The sequence below is a fragment of the Pseudoalteromonas amylolytica genome (assembly GCF_001854605.1).
Classification (GTDB): Bacteria; Pseudomonadota; Gammaproteobacteria; order Enterobacterales; family Alteromonadaceae; genus Pseudoalteromonas; species Pseudoalteromonas amylolytica.
The window spans coordinates 203769-221724 of record NZ_MKJU01000025.1; the positions used below are offsets into that span (position 1 = coordinate 203769).

Here is a 17956-nt window from a genome sequence, read left to right on the forward strand (position 1 = left end):
TAAGTTATGGAATTTAAAGCGGTTTTAGCACAGCTCAACAAAGATAAAAAAGAATACGCCAAAGGTGTTGGTACACCGTTGCTGGTATTGGCGGCTTTGGGGATGGTGATACTACCCCTACCACCTTTTTTGCTGGATATTCTATTTTCTTTCAACATTGCATTAGCTTTAGTGGTGTTACTGGTGACGGTATACACCATGAAGCCACTAGAGTTTGGCATGTTTCCAGCCGTTTTGCTCATTGCGACTATCATGCGCTTGGCTCTAAATGTTGCCAGTACTCGGGTAGTACTATTGGAAGGTCACAACGGCGGTGACGCCGCGGGTAAAGTGATTGAAGCATTTGGGTCAGTTGTAATTGGAGGTAACTACGCTGTCGGTCTTGTGGTTTTCCTGATCTTAATCATTATCAACTTCGTGGTTATTACCAAGGGTGCGGGGCGTATTTCAGAAGTTTCAGCACGTTTCACATTAGATGCTATGCCTGGTAAGCAGATGGCGATTGACGCCGATTTGAATGCGGGTTTTATCAGTGCGGATGATGCCAGAGCAAGACGTGAAGAAGTGACACGTGAAGCCGATTTTTATGGTTCGATGGATGGTGCCAGTAAATTTGTAAAAGGAGATGCGATAGCAGGTATTGTGATTCTTGCTATTAACATTATTGGCGGTTTGTTTGTTGGTATGATCCAACATGATTTGCCTTTTAGCCGTGCAATGGAAGTGTACACATTGCTAACGATTGGTGATGGCTTGGTTGCCCAGCTTCCTTCACTGTTGCTATCTATTGGTACTGCGATTGTTGTTACCCGTCAAAATGAATCCCATAACATGGGTGATCAATTCAAAACGCAATTAGGAAACGAAAAATCCTTATTTATCGCTTCTGGTATTTTAATTGTTATGGGTCTCGTACCGGGAATGCCTCACTTTGCATTCTTGAGCTTAGGCGCATTACTTGGGTATTTGGCTTACTTTACCCAAAAACAGAAAAAAGATGCGGCGCAAAATGCCGCCGAAGAAGAAGCCAAGGGTACTGCTGTGGCTAATAAACAAGAGCAAAAAGAACTTGGCTGGGACGATGTTCAACCTGTTGATGTGATTGGCTTAGAAGTGGGTTATCGTTTGATTCCACTTGTGGACCAGTCACAAGGTGGGGAGCTATTGAACCGCATTAAGGGGGTACGTAAAAAGCTATCTCAAGAACTGGGTTTCTTGGTACCACCGGTACATATTCGCGACAATTTAGAACTAGATCCAAATGCTTACAACATTACCTTAATGGGTGTGGGTTCTGGTGAAGGGGAGCTCAAGCATGGCGATGAGCTCGCTATTAATCCGGGTCAGGTATTCGGTCCAATTAAAGGTATTGAAACAAAAGACCCTGCGTTTGGTCTAGACGCAGTGTGGATCAAGCCAGAACAAAAAGACGAAGCACATTCGTTAGGCTATACCGTAGTGGATGCAGCCACTGTCGTTGCGACCCATATTAGTCAGTTGCTGACAAATAATGCTGCTTTGCTGTTAGGTCATGAAGAAGTACAGAACTTATTAGACATGCTTGCTAAGAGCCATCCACGCTTAGTCGAAGGCTTAGTGCCTGACGTGTTACCACTTACAACAGTGGTAAAAGTTCTACAAAATCTACTTAACGAAGGCGTTGCAATTAGAGATATGCGTTCGATTGTACAAACGCTTGTTGAGTATGGACCACGTAGCCAAGACCCAGATGTACTAACGGCTGCGGTAAGAATTTCGCTACGCAGACTTATCGTTCAAGATGCCGTTGGTAATGCTGATGAAATCCCTGTCATAACATTGGCACCTGAGTTGGAACAGATGTTGCATCAGTCACTTCAGAACGCAGGTGATGAAGGGGCAGGTATCGAACCAGGCCTTGCAGAGCGGCTTCAAAACTCTTTGAGAGAAGCGCATCAAACGCAAGAAATGCTAGGTGACCCGTCCATTTTATTAACCTCAGGTATGTTAAGAAGTGTGCTTTCAAGATTTGTTAAACATACGATCCCCGGCCTTCGTGTGATGTCATATCAAGAAGTGCCAGATGAAAGACAAATTAAGATTGTGAGCTCAGTTGGACAGTAATAGGATTTAAGGGGTTGTAACATGAAGATCAAACGTTTTTTTGCCAAAGATATGCGAACAGCACTAAAAGAAGTGAAAGAAGAGCTTGGTGTAGATGCTGTAATTATGTCGAATAAGAAATTGGCCGATGGCGTCGAGATTGTCGCCGCAATTGATAATGATCGCGCACCAGCAACGCCTAAGCCGAGTGTACAAGAAGCGCCTCAGCAACAGCCTCCTCGCTCTACAGCGCCTCGTTTTGTGCGTCCAGAGCCTCAGCAAGCACGTCCAGAGCCACAAGCGCAAGTGGCAGACAGCTTAGAGGCGCTATTAGAGCGTCAAGCACCGCGCCCTCGTTCGCCACAGCTTGCCTCAATGTTTTCACAATCTGGTATTGATACCGAGCAAGTGTTCAAATCTCGTCAGCAACAAGCTGAGATACATAACCCTAACTATGAACAAGAGCGTTTTCAGCAGCCCAAACCTAGTCACAGTACACCAGCACAAACATCAAACTGGCAGTTTGATGATGAACTAGAATCTGGCTTTGGTGATGACATGGAGCACAGCGACCCTAAGCATGATGAAATGTCATCCATGCGTGAAGAAATGAATGCCATTCGTCAACTTCTTGAACATCAAGTTTCTGGCCTAATGAAGCAAGAGATGGCGCGTCGCGACCCGACTCGTGCATGCTTAATTGACCGCCTACAAGGAATGGGTATTGACGCTGATGTAGCTGAACAAATGGCGTGTTTTATTCCAGATGATGTATCCCGCAAAGAAGCTTGGAATGCGTTACTTAACATGGTTGTAAACCAGATGCATACGACCAATAACGACATTCTTCGCCAAGGTGGAGTGTTTGCTTTTGTAGGACCTACAGGGGTTGGCAAAACGACTACTGTTGCCAAACTAGCAGCGTTAGGCGCACAGAAATTTGGTGCTGACAAAGTAGCTCTAATTACAACCGATACGTATCGTATTGGTGCATATGAGCAGCTCTCTACATATGGTCGAATTATCGGCTGTCCAGTGAAGCAAGTAAAAGATGCGAATGAACTGGCTGAAGTGTTGTACCACTTGCGCAATAAGCGACTAGTATTAATAGATACAGCTGGAATGAGCCAAAGAGATTTGCGTTTAACCGAACAGTTGAATACTTTAATGCGTAGCACTCGCGTTGACATTCGTAGTTATTTAGTATTAAGTGCGACTTCACAAATGCACGTGTTACAAGAGACGGTTCGCCATTTCCAAAAAGTGAACCTAACTGGCTGTATTTTTACTAAACTTGATGAGTGTCTAAGTTTGGGTGAGATTATTAGTATAGCGATTCAAAATCGTTTACCAATAGGGTATCTTACCAATGGACAGCGAGTTCCAGAAGATATTCGCGTAGCAAATGCACAAAAGCTAGTCAAAAAGGCTGAGCAATTGTATTTAAAAAGAATAAAAGCACAACATTCGAGACCTGTACCAGTAGCGTCTCAGACAGTAGGAATGTATGATTAACACAGTATTAGATCAAGCAAGTGGCCTGCGTAAAATGAGTCAAAATAGTAATCACGGTGTTAAGGTTATCGCGGTAACGGGCGGTAAAGGCGGAGTGGGTAAAACCAATGTATCTTTGAATACCGCAATTGCGCTGGGCCAGCAAGGAAACCGGGTATTGGTACTCGATGCCGACTTGGGGTTGGCAAACTGTGATGTGATGTTGGGTTTAAGAGTCGAAAAGAATTTGTCACACGTTTTGTCGGGCGAATGCGAATTAGACGAAATATTGGTAGAAGGTCCTGCTGGTATAAAAATCGTTCCTGCAACATCGGGCTCACAAAACATGGTGGAGTTGACGCCTGCTGAACATGCTGGCTTAATTCGCGCATTTAGTGAACTCAATACTGAGTTTGATATCTTAATTGTCGATACTGCCGCAGGTATTTCCGATATGGTATTAAGCTTTTCTCGTGCTGCACAGGATGTCGTAGTGGTGGTGTGTGATGAGCCAACATCTATTACTGATGCCTATGCACTAATAAAAGTATTAAGCCGTGAGCATGGCGTTTATAGATTTAAAATTGTGGCTAACATGGTGCGTAGTTTACGAGAAGGACAGGAATTGTTTGCTAAACTGTCTAAGGTAACAGACAGGTTTTTAGATGTGGCTCTAGAACTTGTTGCAACGATCCCGTTTGATGAAAATATGCGGAAGTCTTCAAGACGTCAAAAAACCATCGTAGAACTCTTCCCTAACTCACCAGCAGCAGTTGCATTTAGAGGTCTAGCTAGCAAGGCCGTGAAATGGCCCATTCCACATCAACCGTCAGGGCATCTTGAGTTTTTTATTGAACAACTTGTCAATGGGTAACTATGGCATCATCGGTGAGTAAAGCGATGGGGTATCAAACATCAGAACATCTACATAAGGTGGTAGAGCGACATGCGCCACTTGTAAAAAAAGTGGCATGTCACTTATTGGCTCGGCTGCCTGCTAATATTTTGCTAGATGATTTGATGCAATCTGGCATGATTGGTCTGATTGAAGCAACCAAGAACTTTGATGCCTCAAAGGGAGCAAGTTTCGAGACTTTTGCTGGCATTCGCATTCGTGGCGCTATGCTGGATGAAATTCGTCGAGGCGACTGGGCACCTCGTTCAGTGCACCGTAAAAGCCGCATGGTTGCAGAAGCTATTGCTGAACTTGAATCCCTCCTCAATCGAGAACCAAAAGATACTGAAATAGCTGAAAAACTTGCTATTACTCTGGATGAGTACCATCATATTCTACATGATGTAAATACCAGTAAAGTTATAGGTATTGAGGACTTAGGTGTAGATGAAGACGTCATTTCGCCTGCAGACAATGATTTATCGCTAGACAAACCATTTAATAACGTTAAAAATGAACGCTTTAACGAATCGTTGGTGGCAGCGATAAAATCTTTGCCAGAAAGAGACGCCCTAGTGTTGTCGCTTTATTACAACGATGAAATGAATTTAAAAGAAATCGGCCAGATACTAGATGTAAGTGAATCTCGTGTTAGCCAAATTCATGGGCAGGCAATGATAAGGCTTCGTGCCAAGATCAATGACTGGGTAAATTAGAGTAAAAAATAATAGGTTCAAACCTCACTGGAGGATGTTTTGGATAAAAACATGAAAATTCTCGTGGTTGATGATTTTTCTACAATGAGGAGAATAATCAAAAACCTGCTAAGAGATTTAGGCTTTACCAATGTACAAGAAGCTGACGATGGCAGTACTGCGCTTCCAATGCTACAAAATCAAGACTTTGATTTTGTGGTAACTGATTGGAATATGCCTGGTATGCAAGGGATAGATCTGCTGCGCGCGATTAGAGCAGATGAGAATCTTAAGCATATCCCAGTGTTGATGGTAACAGCGGAAGCAAAGAAAGAACAAATCGTAGCGGCTGCCCAAGCTGGGGTTAATGGTTATATCGTTAAGCCTTTTACAGCAGGAACACTGAAAACTAAGTTAGAAAAAGTGTTTGAACGTTTAGGCTAATTAATAAGAAGGAGAGGCTAATGTCAACGCCTTCTGTGCCTCAGATCAGCCTTGAGCAGGCAAAGCAGCTAGTTGCTTATTTGGAACAAGGTGAACAAGAAAAGGCAGATCAATTAATTTTGGAAGCTGCCAACAAAGAGCAATCAGAGTTGTTTGCTGAGGTGGGTAAATTAACTCGCCAACTGCATGAATCTTTGAAAAACTTTGAACTCGACACGCGTCTTGCTGATTTGACGACTGATGCCATCCCCGATGCTAAACAACGTTTAAACTATGTCATGGAAATGACAGAAAATGCCGCCAACAAAACCATGGATGCAGTTGAGGCGAGTCTTCCGTTAGCCCAAGAGCTAGCAGATGACTTATCGAATATTAAACCAACTTGGGACCGCCTTATGCGGCGTGACATTCAGCTAGGAGAGTTTAAGTCTTTATGTCACGATTTAGACAAGTTTATGCAGGGGTCACAAACACGTACAGATGAATTACAAAGTTTGATGACAAATGTATTAATGGCTCAAGACTATCAAGATTTGACAGGGCAAGTTATTCGTCGGGTTATAGAGCTAGTTAGAGAAGTCGAAGATAGCCTAATTAATTTATTAACCGTTTTTGGCACCACGGACGAGCTACCGAGCAAGAAGAAAGGTTCTGAAGCTCAGGTCGCTGCGAAAAGTGAGGTTGATATTGACGTAAATGAAATTTCAGGGCCAGAAGGTCCCATTATTGATGCTGAAGCGCGAGATGATGTTGTTTCAGGTCAAGATGAAGTGGATGATTTACTGTCAAGTTTAGGCTTCTAATAGGAGAGTATGCATGAGCTTTGAGGTCGATGAAGATATCTTACAAGACTTTCTCGTTGAAGCTGGAGAGATCCTTGAGTTACTGTCTGAACAGCTCGTAGAGTTAGAAAATAACCCTGAAGACAAAGAGCTGCTTAACGCAATTTTCCGTGGTTTTCACACAGTTAAAGGTGGTGCTGGATTTTTAAGTATGACCGAACTGGTTGATGCCTGTCATGGTGCTGAAAATGTGTTCGATGTGCTACGCCAAGGGCAACGCAAAGTTACATCAGAATTAATGGATGTCATTTTGCAATCCCTCGATACGATTAATGAAATGTTCGCGCATATTCAAAATCGAGAGCAACCTGAACCTGCCGACCCTGCACTACTTGAAACACTTCATCAACTTAGCAAGCCGCAAACAGAAGACGAAGTCATTGATATTCCACAACAAGAAGTTATAGCTGAACAACCCTCAACCGAAGATGTCGGCGCTGATGATATTTTCTTCGATCTGGATGCGGATGTCACTGAGTCGAACCAAGGTGACGGTAGCATCGATGAAATCACTGAAGATGAGTTTGAAAGCTTACTGGATGAGTTACATGGAGCGGGTAATGGCCCCGCAAAAGTGAGTGAAACGGCAACCAGTGATGAAACAGACAGTGACGGTGACATTACTGACGATGAATTTGATAGCCTGTTAGACGAGTTACATGGTGTTGGCAGCTTTGGTGAAATTAGTAAGTCACAACCGGCTCCCGCTGCTGCAGCAAGCGAACCTGAGGCTCAGTCGGCAAGCAGTAGCGATGATGAAATTAATGACGACGAATTTGAAGCGTTATTAGATGAGCTTCATGGGAAAGGAACTGCGCCGCGTTCAGTTGAAAATGCAGCACCTCCGCCTGCAGCCCCTAAAGTTGAGCAACCTAAGGAACCAGAAAAGCCAGCGCAACCTGCGAAACCAGCGGCTTCTCAACCTACAGCGCCAGCGGCGAAGAGCGCTCCTGCTCCTGCGGCTGAAAATAAAGCAGCTGCGAAAAAAGCGCCAGCAGCTCAAGCTGAAACCACAGTTCGCGTAGATACCAAGCGGCTTGATCAAATAATGAACATGGTGGGCGAGCTGGTATTAGTACGTAATCGTTTAGTGAGTTTGGCAAATAATACCAACAGCGAAGCGATGGGCAAGGCCATTTCAAATTTAGATGTGGTGACGGCTGACTTGCAAGGTGCGGTAATGAAAACGCGCATGCAGCCGATTAAAAAAGTATTTGGTCGTTTCCCACGAGTTGTTAGAGACTTAGCTAGAAGTCTGAAAAAAGATATAAACTTGGTATTGGAAGGTGAAGACACCGATTTAGATAAAAACTTGGTAGAAGCACTGGCAGACCCGCTTGTTCACCTTGTGCGTAATTCTGTCGATCACGGCATCGAAATGCCTAGCGTACGTGAAGCCGCGGGTAAATCACGTACAGGTACTGTGACGTTGTCTGCATCTCAAGAGGGGGATCATATCTTGCTAACCATTCGCGATGATGGTGCGGGTATGGACCCTGAAAAGCTCAAGAAGATAGCAATTAGTAAGGGCGTGATAGATTCGGACCAAGCTAGTCGGTTATCGGACACTGAGGCATACAACTTAATCTTCGCGCCGGGCTTTTCAACCAAAGAAGAAATATCTGATATTTCAGGCCGTGGTGTGGGCATGGATGTGGTAAAAACTAAAATCACCCAACTCAATGGCTCAGTTAATATCCAATCTGAGTTAGGAGTGGGTACTATTTTAGAAATAAAAGTACCGCTGACCTTAGCTATTTTACCAACACTCATGGTCATTGTAGGCGAGCAAACATTTGCGTTGCCGCTTGCCGGTGTGAGTGAAATTTTCCACTTAGACTTAACCAAGACCAATATTGTTGACGGACAGTTGACGATAATCGTACGTGAAAAAGCGATTCCGTTATTTTATCTGGAACATTGGCTAGTTAAAGGTGCTGACAGAACAACCCGTAAAGCGCACGGACACGTAGTTATAGTACAAATAGGAACTAAGCAAGTTGGTTTCGTTGTTGATTCTTTGATAGGCCAAGAAGAAGTTGTAATTAAACCTCTTGATGCACTTTTACAGGGCACACCTGGTATGGCTGGGGCAACTATTACATCGGATGGTGGTATTGCTTTGATCTTAGATGTGCCGAATATGCTCAAGCATTATGCGGGCAAGTAGAGTTTCTAAATAAGAGTTAGACACAGTGGTGCCTTGCGCACCACTTTTTAGATCTGAATATTTAATGAGCGTGCCAATGGCAGTTAAAGTGTTAGTAGTTGATGACTCAAGTTTTTTTCGCCGTAGAGTGAGCGAAATTCTTGAGCTAGATAGTGATATCAAGGTGATTGATTTTGCCGTTAACGGTAAGGAAGCTGTTGAAAAAGCCGCGCAGTTAAAGCCTGACGTGATCACCATGGATGTGGAAATGCCGGTATTGGATGGTATTAGTGCCGTAAAACAGATTATGGCCTCCAATCCTACACCAATCCTAATGTTTTCGTCTTTGACTAGGGAAGGGGCAAGTGCCACTCTAGATGCTTTAGATGCAGGGGCATTGGATTTTCTACCAAAGAAGTTTGAAGATATTGCTCGCAATAGCGAAGAAGCAATAAAGTCTTTACAGAATAAAGTAAAAGAGATTGGTCGCCGCCGCTTACCTCGATTTGTCAGTCCCTTTGCTACAAGGCAAGCGAGTAAGCCTGCCACGAGTCAAGAGCTTGATAGCAATACCAGTATTAGTCAGCCGGATAGAACGTTTCAGCGTGCTGCGCCCGTAAGTGGTTCTAGTGCTTCACTTAAGGCGTCGGGCAAGAAGTATCAGGTTGTTGCAATTGGTACATCAACAGGTGGTCCTGTTGCATTACAGACTATTTTAACGCAGCTACCAAGCAACTTTCCTCATCCGATATTACTTATCCAACACATGCCTGCTGCGTTTACGCCCGCATTCGCCAGCCGTTTGAACAGCTTGTGTAAAATAAGAGTCAAAGAAGCACAGCAGGGCGATCGTCTAGAGCCTGGCGTTGCCTATTTAGCGCCGGGTGGCCAGCAAATGATGGTTGAAGCGAGGGGGTCTAGTAAGACGCTCCGCGTTTTTGAAGACGATAGCCCACGTATCACCTATAAGCCAAGTGTTGATGTAACATTTGCCAGTGCTGCTAAGGCATATCATGGCGATGTATTGGCAATCGTCCTAACGGGAATGGGGGCCGATGGGCGTGATGGTGCACGTATGCTCAAACAAGTGGGGGCAACGATTTGGGCTCAAGACGAAAAAACCTGTGTTGTGTATGGAATGCCGCAAGCTGTTGCCAATGCTGGCCTTGCATCTGAGCATATCGCTTTACCAGAGGTTGCTGCAAGGCTAAACAAAGAGGTTGGGTGTTAGCTGTAGATGCCAGTAAGCAAATAACAACAAAAATAAGCGCAAAACTTGGAGAATGCATTAGCTCGTGAAGATCTGGACAGTAGCAAACCAAAAAGGGGGCGTAGGGAAAACGACCACTACAGTGAGCTTGGGGGGAATTTTAGCACTCCAAGGTAAGCGTGTGTTGTTGATAGATACTGATCCTCACGCGTCTTTGACTTATTACTTCGGTATTGACTCGGAAGAGTTAGAGATAAGCGTCTACGACATTTTTGCTCGTGGAAGCGCTATGCAAAGTGAAGAAATTTTACAGGCATTGTGTCCCTCAACAATTGAAAATTTGGATATCTTGCCTGCGACGATGGCCATCGCAACACTAGACAGAAGTATGGGAAATCGCGCAGGAATGGGTTTGGTACTCAAAAAAGCGTTAGATAAAATTAAAGACCATTACGACTACGCTATTATTGATTGCCCGCCTGTACTTGGTGTACTTATGGTTAATGCGTTGGCAGCAAGCGAGCGAATATTAATTCCTGTTCAGACTGAATTTCTTGCGCTCAAAGGGCTGGATAGAATGATGCGCACTATGGAATTAATGCAAAGTTCGCAATCCAAGAAATATCAATATACCATAGTACCTACAATGTACGATAAGCGGACCAAAGCTTCACTGGAGGCATACAAAAGCCTGTTAGCCAGTTACAAAGAGTATGTATGGCCTGGGGTTGTTCCCGTGGACACCAAGTTCCGAGATGCAAGTTTGGCGCAGCAGGTCCCAGTTTCATACTGTCCAAAGTCCCGAGGAGTGTTTGCTTATCGGGCGTTACTTGATTATTTATTGCAGGTTTAATAGAGGTAGTAATGAGTAAACATTTGTTTGCTAATGAAAAAGTTATGAAGCAATATTTAGGAGCGCTTCTTAGTGAAGAAGAGCCTGAAGACACTTCGTTGCTGCCTGTTGCTAAATTACTTGAGCAAGTTCCGCTTGTGTCAGAAGCTGAGCCTGAAGCACAAGTCGAGCAACTCAAAAGTGAGCCGCTAGTTGAACCAAAAGTACAACCAAAGCCAGTACAGGAAATCCCTGAAGAACAAACGAAAGATCTTGAGATAACAGAAAATAATACTATTATCAAAGAATCGACTGAAATAAAAAATCAACCAGTTAGCGCAAAAGAGGCGTATGGTGAGCAAGAGTTTCAGGCGCTATTTTTCGAAGTTGCAGGCCTCACATTGGCTGTGCCATTGAAATCGCTAGGTGGTATTCACCAGTTGGGCGAAGTAAATCAGTTATTCGGTAAGCCTAAGTGGTTTAAAGGCGTGATGTTAAATCGCGATGAAAAACTCAATGTGGTTGATACTGCGCGTTGGGTGATGCCGGAAAAGTATACGCCCGAGCTGGAAGAAAGCCTAGATTATCAGTATTTAATCACATTGGGTGATAGCCCTTGGGGGTTGTTAGCTGAAAACTTGGTAAATAATATTACATTGCGACCAGATGATGTGAAGTGGCGCACAGGCAATGGCAAAAGACCATGGTTGGCAGGCGTAATTAAAGAAAAAATGTGCGCGTTAATTGATGTAGAGAATTTAAACCGCTTGCTTGAGCAAGGCCTCGATAGTCGAGAGCAGTAAACAAGATCTTTTTGGAGTTAAACCATGAGCCAAGATAGACTACTTTCCGCAGACAAAAATGCCGATAGTAACGATGAAGTTCTTCAATGGGTGACCTATAAACTCGAAGATGAAACATACGGCATAAATGTAATGCAGGTACAGGAGGTATTGCGCTATACAGAGATTGCTCCAGTTCCCGGTGCACCGGCGTATGTGTTGGGTATCATTAATCTGCGAGGTAACGTTGTAACAGTTATAGACACTCGAGCACGTTTTGGATTGGTCAGTGCTGAGGTGACAGATAACTCTCGCATCGTGATCATAGAAGCTGAAAAGCAAGTTATCGGTATTTTGGTTGATAGTGTTGCTGAAGTTGTCTACTTACGCAGTTCTGAGATTGATAGTGCGCCGAATATTGGAACGGAAGAGAGCGCTAAGTTTATTCAAGGTGTTTCGAACCGTGAAGGTGAGCTTCTTATTCTTGTAGATTTGAATAAACTACTCAGTGATGATGAGTGGGATGAGTTGAGTCATTTATAAACTGTGGAAGTAGTAAATAATAACTTTGTATTGCTCCTATTGTTAGCCTCAAGCTTACTAACCTTTGTATGCTTGGGGTTGATTTTTATGTTGAGTAAACGTTTAGGGGGCGCTCACCAACAAGTGCATTCCCTTAAACAAAAAATAAAGGACAATCACGATCAAACCTCAATCTTGAGAAGCGAAATAGCTGAGGTGCGTAGTAGTTTGATGAGTATTGGTAAGCGTTTAGTTGCATGTGAAAACCATGCAAAAGAACTCGCTCAGCAGCAGGCTGCTCAAAAGTATGATGATCCAGATGCAAAAATCTACTCACGTGCCGTTAAGATGATTGAACTGGGGGCAGGCTTGGAAGAAATTATGCGTGAGTGTGAGATCCCCAGAGCTGAAGCTGAGCTATTAATGTCGTTACATCAAAAATCTTGATCAGGCCTTAATATCCAGCTTGTTGCTAAAGCCTTGCCACCCAGGTGGAAACTTCCCTCTTAACACATATGAAAAGGCAATGAGCTCGGCTATAACATAGTAGAGCTCCTTAGGTATTTCTTGGTGAAGGTCTAACTGTTCCAAGGTTTTTGCTAGTTCAGCATCTTCATGGATCATGATGCCTTTTTCTTTTGCAAGTGCGATAATTTCTTCAGCAAGTTCACCAAACCCTTTACAGGCTACATGCGGTGAATTGCCTGCTTCATATAATAAACCTATGGCTGTTTTTTGCTCCACTATCGACTCCTATACTTTAATGTTAACGATCGCATGTTGCTCGTAAAAGGTGTGTGTTTGCTGAGCATCTTCACTGAGCGTTATTTCATTTACCTGTAAACCATGGGCACTTAGTTTTCGTCGCAATGCATCTAAATGTGCTTCGGCCAACGCGCAAACCTGCTGAGTGTTGGCGACCAATTGGCAATCAAGTGCCTTATCCATTAGCTCTGCTTGCGCACTCAGTTTACCAAGGTGAGCATAGTCAAAATTAAGGCGTACAAACCATACTGTTTTTTCAGGCATTTTGGCTTTAGCAGGCTTCTTATATTTGCCTATTTGCAGCTCTGTTTGTTTGCACTCGCTGGGTAGTTTCATCGGCATAAAAAGACTGAGTAACAACTGAGTTTCACTATCGACCTTTTGGCTAGTAGGCGTGATTTGTACGCTATTGGTCAGCGTATTTTGTACCTGTGCTAAGTCATTTAATAGTGTGTTATTTAGTTGCTGTAAATGAGGCAGTACCTGTTTTGTTGCAATGTTCTTGGCATTGGGCACTAGGGTTTCTAGTAATGCGCCCAGACGTTGAGCTTGATCTATATTGTCGGGCAAAGACTGTGGTGAGGTTGCACGAGGCGACGCCAGAAGTGTCACCAGTAACTTATCAAGAGCCTGTGTAAAGCTATTCGCACCCATGAACGTCTGGGTTTGTGAGTGTTGACTAACCATTCCTGGCACTAAGCTATTCAGTTCAGCCATTACATGGTTCGCTGAAATATTATTGGCATCTATCATACGACTAAAGGCTTGATGGACAAGCTTGGTCATATCCACTGATTGTAAGTCTTTATATTGACTTAGCTGTGCTACTTTTTCGGTTGTAATTTGACTATTTAGCAGTGAAGCAGTTTGCTTAGCAGGTTGAGCTACTAACTTTAACAAAGGTTCTAACAACTTGCGCTCAATAGGGTGGCTCGCTTGATAATCACTTCTAGGTAAGGGTAAAAGGGAAGTGCTATGAGCACCTGCCGTTGCTTTTTGGCTTTGCTCTGGGGTTTTAAGTAGCTCGGTAGATGCTTTTAATGTGTCGGTGATTAAGTTAGATTGGTCTATTTTCATTTTTGCGCTGCTTATTGGCTGGGCCACTGCACTTGTAGCAGACGCACTTTTGTCCAGTGCCTGATTCGCATTTTGAGGTGTACCTGAGCGGCCGCTGTTTGCATCTTGCTGACTCACCAAACTGCTTGTGTTTTGGCTCATTGTACTTCCTGTGCTTTGCAGCACACTTTTTATCTGTGCAAACAGTTTTACCATGGGCGGTAGCACATCAGTTTGCGGAGGGCTAAGCATGAGTGGTGTTGAAGAAAGCTTGGGCAAAGAATTTACTTGGTTTGGTAGTGCATTTTGTAAAGTGTTCGCCTGCGATGCTCTAACTGTACCTGCGGATGATGAACTATTGCTTGTTTGCTTAAATGGTTTTGACAGCCACTGGGTAATTGCTTGCTCAACAGCCTTTTTTATATCGTTAATGGTGATGTTAATAAGTGGCTTGTCGTAGCCAAGGTTTAGAGCGCTTTGTATCGTCTCAGGCATACGCTGTGGTGTAATATGTGGGCTGACCTGAGCAAACTTGCCTTTAATCGGCTGTTTTAAATCTAAATGTTGCAGATCACTGAGGGTCTTAATTTGTATTCCCATTGTGGTGGCTTTGAGTTGCGCTTGCTGCCACTGTGGCGCGCCAACACCTGGCGGTGGACTTTGCAAATTGCTCACAGGTAATGTAATAGCTTTGAGTGAGGGTGAAAACTTGACTTGTAACGCATGTTTATCAACGAGTAAAAGTGGACTTTTTCCGAGAGTAGCCAGTTGCTCCGACACTTTTTGCTTTGCCAGTACACTAGAAAACAGCTGATCGGCAAAACCGTTCATCAGCTTCAACTGGATTTTATTCTCGCTTGCTTGTAGCTGAGCAATGAGTTTGCTCTCTTGAGTTAATATCTTGGCAAGGGACGGGTCTAATGCGAGTTTAAGTCCTAGCTTGTCTAATACAAGCTGTGGATTGTTACCAGCTGTGACATGAGCGCTGGTTTTTAAACTGGATTCAGGTGTGCCACTTTTCATCAAAGTTAAGAGTGATAACAGTTGGTTGGCGGCTTTTATATTAACAGTTTGTTCGGGTGATTTAATGGTGAGAGATTGACCGTTTTCACCCAAAGTAACCACAGCTTCGTTTAATCTTAATGTTGGCTGGTTATTATCTTTCACAGCTAAGCGGATAGTTTGCCAGCGGCCATCAATTTCTACTTCCATTTGTAGCGCATCCGGTTTGATCACGACATTTCGTGCCACAAACTGACTGGCTTGTTTCGTTAGGTCAATATTTGCACGTCCTTCGTTTAAAGCTGAGCTTGTATCAGATGTGTTCGAATATTGAATAGAAATCGGTGGCTTATTCATTATTTTAAATCAAATTTTCGCTAATCGGTCGCAACGCGTTATTCGTATTACCATACCATTATGGTAGACTAACGCCCAATTTTGGGTAATGAGAATAACCAATTTGCTAGAGATTAAATCTGTTACTTGTACTAAACAAGAACGCTGTCTGTTTGAATCGTTAAGCTTCTCGTTGGAAGCTGGGCAGATCATGCAAATTGAGGGCCCAAATGGTGCAGGTAAAACCTCATTATTACGGATCATCTCTGGGTTTGCACGCCCTGATGAGGGAGAAATTCATTTTTCAGGTCAGTCTATTAGTGACAACTACGACGAGTTTGCAGCGCAACTACTTTTTATCGGTCACAAAACGGGTGTGAATGGCCAACTGACGGCGTATGAAAATGTGTGTCATTGGTTGCGGGTTCATGGTTGTCACGTGGATAAGCGTGCGTATGATTTATTATCGTTACTAGGGTTGGTTGGTCTTGAAGATGTACCGGTAAGAACACTTTCTGCGGGTCAACAACGGCGCGTTGCTTTAGTGAGGTTATGGCTTAACAACGCGAAGCTGTGGATACTCGATGAGCCATTTACTGCGCTTGATAAGAAAGGGGTGAAACAATTGCAAACTAGGTTTGCTGAGCATTTGGCTCAAGGTGGGGCTATTTTACTTACCACGCACCAAGACTTAACCACCCATTTTACGGCGCTCAAAACCCTCGTATTGGAGTATCAATTTTGACGGCCCAGCATTCTTATTGGCAATTATTTACCAGTGTTTATAGTAAGGACGTGACGTTGGCATTTCGTCAGCGATCGGAAATTGTCAATCCATTGTTATTTTTTCTTATTGTTATTACGTTATTTCCGCTTGCTATTGGCCCAGAACCTGCGCTGTTGAAACGCATAGCGCCGGGTATTATTTGGGTAGCGGCTTTGTTATCTACCATGTTAGGGTTAGATAAATTGTTTAGGGATGATTACAACGATGGCTCGCTAGAGCAGCTCATTGCATCTCCTTATCCACTTTCGCTGTCAGTTCTGGCAAAAGTATTTGCGCATTGGACTATCACAGGGTTACCTATGGTACTGATGGCACCTATGTTTGCTTTGTTGATGAATCTAGATTCTCAGGCACTTGGCGCAACGGTATTGACCTTGCTGATAGGCACTCCGCTATTGAGCTTTATTGGTGCCATCGGTGCTGCGCTGACAGTAGGGTTACAAAAAGGTGGAATATTAATGAGTTTATTGGTTTTACCCTTGTATATTCCCGTACTGATTTTTGCGACGTCTGCCATCGATACCAGTAGTATGTCTTTAGCTTATGGCGGGCAACTCGCAATCCTAGGTGCCATGTTGGCTGTAGCCTGTGTGTGCGCACCTATTGCAATATCTTCAGCTTTAAAAGTGAGTGTTAGTTAACATGTGGAAATGGTTACATCCCTATGCAAAGGCAGAGCGTGCATACCAGCTATGTAATACGTTGATGCCCTATTTTGCGGTAGTTACCGTAGTATGTTTGGTTGTTGGCTGGGTGTGGGGTCTTGCCTATGCTCCGGCAGACTATCAACAAAAAGATAGTTATCGCATTATTTTTATCCATGTCCCTTCGGCAATATTGTCAATGGGTGCATACTCTTCTATGGCCATTGCCGCAGTTATTGCTCTGGTATGGCAAATTCGTAACGCTGAGCTGGCGGTGATAGCGATTGCTCCCGTAGGTGCTGCCATGACGGCCATCGCGCTAATAACGGGTGCTGCGTGGGGCAAACCTATGTGGGGTGCTTGGTGGGTTTGGGATGCACGATTAACATCTGAACTCATTTTATTGTTTTTGTACCTTGGAGTGTTGTCACTATATCACGCGTTTGAAGATAAAAAGTCAGCAGGGCGCGCGGCATGTATTTTAGCTGTTGTGGGCGTGATTAACCTACCTATTATTCACTTTTCGGTAGAGTGGTGGAACACTTTGCATCAAGGGGCCACCATAACCAAGTTTGATACATCAGCGATAGACTCATCAATGCTATGGCCGCTGTTAATCAATATTGCCGCATTTGCAGGTTTTGTCGGTGTTGTGACGTTGATCCGTTTGAAGAACGAAATCCTACAATGTGAAAGGCACCGCCCATGGGTGCGAGAACTAGTCGGTCGAGGTGAGTGATGCAATTTGAATCATTGAACGAATTCCTGGCGATGGGAGGATACGGCTTTTATGTCTGGTTGTCTTTCGGCAGTTGCGCCGCCATTCTTTTGGCTTTGTTTTTCAGCTCATTAAGAGACGGTAGCAAGTTACGTCATGAAGTTCGCGCTCAAATGAAGCGTGAAGAGCGTATAAAGAAAGCTAAGCAGCAGGAGCAAGTATGAACCCGAGGCGCAAAAAACGTTTACTGGCAGTCATTGCAATTATTTTTGGGGTTGGCTCAGCAATTGGACTGATGCTGTACGCGTTACAAGAAAACATTAACTTGTTTTACACACCAACAGAATTGATCGATGGCAAAGGCGAAAATAAAGAAAAGCCCTTTATAGGTCAGAAATTACGAATCGGTGGCATGGTTGTTCCGGGTTCAGTTGTTCGGGACGAAGACAGCCTAGATGTCAGCTTTAAATTGATGGATACAGGGCCAACTGTCACCATCCGTTATGAGGGAATTTTACCTGACTTATTCAGAGAAGGTCAGGGGATTGTCGCACAGGGAACTTTGGTAGAGCCTAATGTTATTGAAGCGTTCGAAGTTTTGGCAAAACACGATGAAGAGTATATGCCACCAGAAGTTGCAGAAGCGCTGAAAGGCATAAAGCATGAGAAGCCAAAGTACAACTTAAACAACGAGAACTAAT

At 43.8% G+C, this 17956-nt stretch carries 19 protein-coding genes; 17 read left to right on the forward strand and 2 right to left on the reverse strand.

Features of this window, described 5'->3' with window-relative positions:
• Positions 1–6 precede the first annotated feature (6 nt).
• The 12 genes from flhA (at position 7) to BET10_RS07460 (ending at position 12394) form a co-directional block, all read left to right on the forward strand.
• Positions 7–2103 (forward strand): flagellar biosynthesis protein FlhA, encoded by a 2097-nt coding sequence (gene flhA / locus BET10_RS07405; RefSeq protein ID WP_070984543.1) that lies wholly within the window; start codon positions 7–9, stop codon positions 2101–2103.
• 21 nt (positions 2104–2124) lie between these two features.
• Positions 2125–3597, forward strand: a complete 1473-nt coding sequence (gene flhF / locus BET10_RS07410; protein WP_070984545.1) for a flagellar biosynthesis GTPase FlhF — start codon at positions 2125–2127, stop codon at positions 3595–3597.
• Positions 3590–4450 carry a MinD/ParA family ATP-binding protein gene (locus BET10_RS07415; RefSeq protein ID WP_070984548.1) on the forward strand — a complete coding sequence of 287 codons (861 nt, stop codon included), beginning with the start codon at positions 3590–3592 and terminating at the stop codon, positions 4448–4450. The genes flhF and BET10_RS07415 overlap by 8 nt, the downstream gene beginning before the upstream one ends.
• Before the next feature lie 26 nt (positions 4451–4476).
• Positions 4477–5187, forward strand: a complete 711-nt coding sequence (locus BET10_RS07420; protein WP_070985575.1) for an RNA polymerase sigma factor FliA — start codon at positions 4477–4479, stop codon at positions 5185–5187.
• A 39-nt stretch (positions 5188–5226) separates the two neighbouring features.
• Positions 5227–5610, forward strand: a complete 384-nt coding sequence (cheY, locus tag BET10_RS07425) for a chemotaxis response regulator CheY (protein ID WP_070984550.1) — start codon at positions 5227–5229, stop codon at positions 5608–5610.
• 20 nt (positions 5611–5630) lie between these two features.
• A complete protein-coding gene (locus tag BET10_RS07430; protein ID WP_070984552.1) occupies positions 5631–6413 on the forward strand; it encodes a protein phosphatase CheZ in 783 nt (260 codons plus the stop codon).
• 13 nt (positions 6414–6426) lie between these two features.
• Complete coding sequence (locus tag BET10_RS07435; RefSeq protein WP_070984553.1) at positions 6427–8622, forward strand: chemotaxis protein CheA; 2196 nt, start codon at positions 6427–6429, stop codon at positions 8620–8622.
• A 76-nt stretch (positions 8623–8698) separates the two neighbouring features.
• Complete coding sequence (locus tag BET10_RS07440; protein ID WP_070984554.1) at positions 8699–9832, forward strand: protein-glutamate methylesterase/protein-glutamine glutaminase; 1134 nt, start codon at positions 8699–8701, stop codon at positions 9830–9832.
• 64 nt (positions 9833–9896) lie between these two features.
• Positions 9897–10664: a ParA family protein gene (locus BET10_RS07445; RefSeq protein WP_070984556.1), complete on the forward strand. Its 768-nt coding sequence runs from the start codon at positions 9897–9899 to the stop codon at positions 10662–10664.
• An 11-nt stretch (positions 10665–10675) separates the two neighbouring features.
• Positions 10676–11446 (forward strand): chemotaxis protein CheW, encoded by a 771-nt coding sequence (locus BET10_RS07450; RefSeq protein ID WP_070984557.1) that lies wholly within the window; start codon positions 10676–10678, stop codon positions 11444–11446.
• 24 nt (positions 11447–11470) lie between these two features.
• Entirely contained in the window at positions 11471–11968 is a 498-nt protein-coding gene (locus tag BET10_RS07455) for a chemotaxis protein CheW (protein ID WP_070984558.1), read from the forward strand.
• Between the two features lie 87 nt (positions 11969–12055).
• Positions 12056–12394 (forward strand): DUF2802 domain-containing protein, encoded by a 339-nt coding sequence (locus tag BET10_RS07460; protein ID WP_083330507.1) that lies wholly within the window; start codon positions 12056–12058, stop codon positions 12392–12394.
• Here the strand turns inward: BET10_RS07460 and BET10_RS07465 are convergent, their stop codons facing one another.
• Positions 12395–12691, reverse strand: a complete 297-nt coding sequence (locus BET10_RS07465; protein ID WP_070984562.1) for an EscU/YscU/HrcU family type III secretion system export apparatus switch protein — start codon at positions 12689–12691, stop codon at positions 12395–12397.
• Between the two features lie 9 nt (positions 12692–12700).
• The gene (gene fliK / locus BET10_RS07470) at positions 12701–15127 is read right to left on the reverse strand and encodes a flagellar hook-length control protein FliK (RefSeq protein WP_070984564.1); all 2427 of its coding nucleotides are present in this window, start codon (positions 15125–15127) and stop codon (positions 12701–12703) included.
• A gap of 88 nt (positions 15128–15215) precedes the next feature.
• Here fliK and ccmA point away from each other — a divergent pair, with 88 nt between their 5' ends.
• From ccmA to ccmE, 5 genes are read left to right on the forward strand one after another with little or no spacing between them, the layout of a single operon-like run.
• A complete protein-coding gene (gene ccmA, locus BET10_RS07475; protein ID WP_083330465.1) occupies positions 15216–15851 on the forward strand; it encodes a cytochrome c biogenesis heme-transporting ATPase CcmA in 636 nt (211 codons plus the stop codon).
• Entirely contained in the window at positions 15848–16534 is a 687-nt protein-coding gene (gene ccmB / locus BET10_RS07480; protein WP_070984566.1) for a heme exporter protein CcmB, read from the forward strand. The genes ccmA and ccmB overlap by 4 nt, the downstream gene beginning before the upstream one ends.
• A gap of 1 nt (position 16535) precedes the next feature.
• On the forward strand, positions 16536–17276 hold the full coding sequence (locus BET10_RS07485; protein ID WP_070984568.1) for a heme ABC transporter permease: 741 nt from the start codon (positions 16536–16538) through the stop codon (positions 17274–17276).
• Positions 17276–17479, forward strand: a complete 204-nt coding sequence (ccmD, locus tag BET10_RS07490; RefSeq protein ID WP_070984570.1) for a heme exporter protein CcmD — start codon at positions 17276–17278, stop codon at positions 17477–17479. The genes BET10_RS07485 and ccmD overlap by 1 nt, the downstream gene beginning before the upstream one ends.
• Positions 17476–17955 (forward strand): cytochrome c maturation protein CcmE, encoded by a 480-nt coding sequence (ccmE, locus tag BET10_RS07495; protein WP_070984572.1) that lies wholly within the window; start codon positions 17476–17478, stop codon positions 17953–17955. The genes ccmD and ccmE overlap by 4 nt, the downstream gene beginning before the upstream one ends.
• The last annotated feature ends 1 nt before the right edge of the window (position 17956 follow it).

What these genes read in the sequence shown, in the direction of transcription:
- BET10_RS07415 (WP_070984548.1), top strand. Translation starts at nt 3,590, where the DNA reads ATGATTAACACAGTATTAGATCAAGCAAGTGGCCTGCGTAAAATGAGT.
- BET10_RS07450 (WP_070984557.1), top strand. Translation starts at nt 10,676, where the DNA reads ATGAGTAAACATTTGTTTGCTAATGAAAAAGTTATGAAGCAATATTTA.
- flhA (WP_070984543.1), top strand. Translation starts at nt 7, where the DNA reads ATGGAATTTAAAGCGGTTTTAGCACAGCTCAACAAAGATAAAAAAGAA.
- BET10_RS07460 (WP_083330507.1), top strand. Translation starts at nt 12,056, where the DNA reads ATGTTGAGTAAACGTTTAGGGGGCGCTCACCAACAAGTGCATTCCCTT.
- flhF (WP_070984545.1), top strand. Translation starts at nt 2,125, where the DNA reads ATGAAGATCAAACGTTTTTTTGCCAAAGATATGCGAACAGCACTAAAA.
- BET10_RS07430 (WP_070984552.1), top strand. Translation starts at nt 5,631, where the DNA reads ATGTCAACGCCTTCTGTGCCTCAGATCAGCCTTGAGCAGGCAAAGCAG.
- BET10_RS07455 (WP_070984558.1), top strand. Translation starts at nt 11,471, where the DNA reads ATGAGCCAAGATAGACTACTTTCCGCAGACAAAAATGCCGATAGTAAC.
- ccmE (WP_070984572.1), top strand. Translation starts at nt 17,476, where the DNA reads ATGAACCCGAGGCGCAAAAAACGTTTACTGGCAGTCATTGCAATTATT.
- BET10_RS07485 (WP_070984568.1), top strand. Translation starts at nt 16,536, where the DNA reads ATGTGGAAATGGTTACATCCCTATGCAAAGGCAGAGCGTGCATACCAG.
- BET10_RS07440 (WP_070984554.1), top strand. Translation starts at nt 8,699, where the DNA reads ATGGCAGTTAAAGTGTTAGTAGTTGATGACTCAAGTTTTTTTCGCCGT.
- BET10_RS07420 (WP_070985575.1), top strand. Translation starts at nt 4,477, where the DNA reads ATGGGGTATCAAACATCAGAACATCTACATAAGGTGGTAGAGCGACAT.
- ccmD (WP_070984570.1), top strand. Translation starts at nt 17,276, where the DNA reads ATGCAATTTGAATCATTGAACGAATTCCTGGCGATGGGAGGATACGGC.
- fliK (WP_070984564.1), bottom strand. Translation starts at nt 15,127, where the DNA reads ATGAATAAGCCACCGATTTCTATTCAATATTCGAACACATCTGATACA.
- ccmA (WP_083330465.1), top strand. Translation starts at nt 15,216, where the DNA reads ATGAGAATAACCAATTTGCTAGAGATTAAATCTGTTACTTGTACTAAA.
- BET10_RS07435 (WP_070984553.1), top strand. Translation starts at nt 6,427, where the DNA reads ATGAGCTTTGAGGTCGATGAAGATATCTTACAAGACTTTCTCGTTGAA.